Origin of the sequence: Trinickia symbiotica (assembly GCF_002934455.1) — a bacterium.
Taxonomy (GTDB): Bacteria; Pseudomonadota; Gammaproteobacteria; order Burkholderiales; family Burkholderiaceae; genus Trinickia; species Trinickia symbiotica.
In genome coordinates, this window is record NZ_PTIR01000052.1 from 1 (window position 1) to 3,168 (window position 3,168).

Sequence of the window (3,168 nt, forward strand, 5' to 3'; positions counted from 1 at the left end):
ATCCGCAGCGGTCAACGGATCCGGATCACATGGAAGCCGTTGAACATCACGGTCAACGCCACACTGGCCACCAAAGAGAACCCGGAACTGTGCGCCGACCTCGCCGCTGCGCTCCCCTTTACGACCATTCAGGATCACGCCGTCGTGACGGGCGAGTCGATGTACGCATGGTCGCCGTTCGTCAGCACGGCGCCGATTCGTCTGCGTGAACGCATCTGCGACGCGCCGATCGGCCGGATCCGTTTCTCGCAGTCCACCGGTCAGAAGTTCATCGTCCAGTATGGACCGACCACCGAGGATCTCTCGCAGCCAGTTCTCGGAGAGATCGATGAAGCCGACGCAGCCAAGCTGGCCGAAGTGGGTAAAGCTGTTTGGGAATCGACGTTTGAGTCGAAGAACCTGATCTGGATGACGGTCGAACTGGCCGACTGACATCAGGTCCGGAAGTTGGCGCTCGCGACAGACGGATGGGCGTGGCGCGCCTACCCATTACAGGCAAATTGACTGGCGCGAACGCCAACGCCTTCATCCGGGCCAGTGCGAACATTCTGGCGAGGCGGCGACTAACGGGTGCCGGGAATTGAGCGGGATACCGGCACCGCAACTGTGTCGCGGGCGGATCGACCACCGCGTAAGGAAGACATGATGGATAACGGAAGTTCCTCCGCGCTCTCGGCGAAGAATATCCACAAGTGGTTCGGCAATCACCATGTCCTGAAGGGCATCTCGCTCGATGCCCACCAAGGTGACGTGATTTCGATCCTCGGAGCGAGCGGATCGGGGAAGAGCACGTTTCTCCGCTGCCTGAACCTCCTTGAAACTCCGGACGAGGGGTCCGTTGCCGTGTCGGGCGAAGCGTTCGATATGGCTCGACATAGACACGGAAAGTTGCATCGCAGCGACCGCCGGCAAGTCCAGCGAATCCGTACCGAACTTGCGATGGTTTTCCAGAGTTTCAACCTCTGGGGCCATATGACTGTGATGCAGAACCTCATTGAAGGTCCCACACGCGTGCAAAAGCGGCCCAAAGCCGAAGTGATCGACGAAGCCGAAGTGCTACTCGCGAAAGTCGGACTGGCCGACAAGAAAGAGCAGTACCCGGCACAGCTATCGGGTGGTCAGCAGCAACGCGTGGCCATTGCACGTGCGCTCGCAATGCGTCCGAAAGTAATGCTATTCGACGAGCCGACGTCGGCTCTCGACCCCGAACTGGTTGGTGAAGTACTTCGCGTTATGCGATCTCTCGCTGAGGAAGGAAGGACGATGCTGGTAGTTACTCACGAACTTGGTTTTGCCCGAGAGGTGTCGAACCGCATCGTCTTCCTTCACCAGGGGCAGGTCGATATCGACGGCACACCGGAACAGGTGTTTGGCGGGGGCGGGTCTCAGCGACTACGACAGTTCATCGCCGGGCACCAGCTCGCCACAGCGAATTAGTTTGAACTGGGTTGCTTCGGCTGAGGTGTTCAACCCGCCCGATTGGCCGACGGAACGAATGAACAGACAGGATTTGTAAAATGATTCTTACACCCGGGAAAGTATCGCTTGCCCAACTGCGTCAAATAGCGCGCTCGAACGTATCGTTAGAGCTTGATCCGGGAAGTTTTACTGCGATCGATGCTAGTGCCAAGGCGGTCGCTGATATCGTTGCAAAAGGCGATCCCGCGTATGGCATCAATACAGGCTTCGGGCTGCTGGCGAGCACCCACATTCCACGCGACCAACTTGAACTGCTACAGAAGAACCTGGTGCTATCCCACTCGGTAGGCGTTGGTGAGCCAATGTCTCGACCGGTTGTCCGTCTTCTGATCGCGCTTAAGTTGTCCAGCCTCGGACGAGGAAACTCCGGCATTCGGCGAGAGGTAATGGAAGCGTTGATCGCCCTGTTCAACGCAGACGTATTGCCGGTAATCCCGGTTAAGGGTTCCGTAGGTGCTTCTGGAGATCTGTCTCCCTTGGCGCATATGTCGGCGGCTCTGCTTGGTGTGGGCGATGTCTTCGCAAAGGGCGAGCGAATGAGCGCGCGGCAAGGACTTGAACTTGCCGGGCTGTCTCCGCTTACCCTGCAGGCGAAGGAGGGTCTGGCGCTTCTGAACGGTACGCAGGCATCCACCGCGCTTGCCATCTACAACCTGTTTGTGATCGAAGATCTGTATCGCACCGCACTGGTCGCAGGGGCACTGTCTGTTGACGCTGCAATGGGATCCGTTAAGCCGTTCGATTCGCGTATTCACTCATTGCGCGGGCACCAGGGCCAAATCGATGCTGCTGCCGCTTATCGGACGCTCCTGGACAACTCCTCTATCAACGCATCACATGTGAACTGTAACAAGGTGCAGGATCCATATTGTCTGCGCTGCCAACCGCAGGTCATGGGCGCATGTCTTGACCAGATCCGCCATGCGACGGATGTGCTGTTGATCGAAGCCAACGCTGTGTCCGACAACCCGCTTATCTTCCCGGAAGCCGGTGAGGTGATTTCTGGGGGGAACTTCCATGCGGAGCCTGTTGCATTTGCTGCGGACAATCTTGCAATTGCGGCCTCCGAAATCGGAGCGTTGTCTGAGCGCCGGATTGCACTTTTGGTCGACGCAACGATGTCAGGTCTTCCTCCTTTTCTCGTCAAGGATGGAGGGGTCAATTCTGGGTTCATGATTGCGCATGTAACGGCTGCTGCACTGGCGTCGGAAAATAAGACCCTCGCTCACCCGGCGTCTGTCGACTCGCTGCCTACATCGGCAAACCAAGAGGACCATGTGTCCATGGCGACGTTCGGAGCGCGTAAGCTGGGCGATATTGCACATAACGTGGCTAACATCCTCGCAATCGAATTGCTGGCTGCTGCGCAAGGGGTCGACTTGCGTGCTCCCTATGAGACGAGCCACACCCTGAAACAGGTAATGCACGCGATCCGTCGCGATGTCCCGCATTACGACGTCGATCGCTATTTCGCTCCGGATATCGAGGCAATCGCGGATCAGGTTTTGAGCGGTGCAATTGCGACGTACTCCCCTTTGTCTTTTGCCTCTGAAGTCAACTTGCACTGAGTAGGAGGAACGTCATGAACAACCCGAAACACATCGATCCCCGGCTAGATCCGACACGTACGATCCGCGCGCCGCGCGGCAGCAAGAAGACCTGCAAGACCTGGATTGCGGAAGCCGCGTA

General features: G+C 57.7%; 3 protein-coding genes. All 3 read left to right on the forward strand.

Annotated elements, in window-relative coordinates:
• Positions 1-39 precede the first annotated feature (39 nt).
• Positions 40-432 (forward strand): hypothetical protein, encoded by a 393-nt coding sequence (locus tag B0G57_RS30620; RefSeq protein WP_233216034.1) that lies wholly within the window; start codon positions 40-42, stop codon positions 430-432.
• A 213-nt stretch (positions 433-645) separates the two neighbouring features.
• Positions 646-1,437, forward strand: coding sequence for an ABC transporter ATP-binding protein (locus tag B0G57_RS30625; protein WP_026229492.1), 792 nt, complete (start codon positions 646-648; stop codon positions 1,435-1,437).
• Positions 1,438-1,517: 80 nt separating this feature from the next.
• Complete coding sequence (hutH, locus tag B0G57_RS30630) at positions 1,518-3,047, forward strand: histidine ammonia-lyase (protein ID WP_018439686.1); 1,530 nt, start codon at positions 1,518-1,520, stop codon at positions 3,045-3,047.
• Positions 3,048-3,168 lie beyond the last annotated feature (121 nt).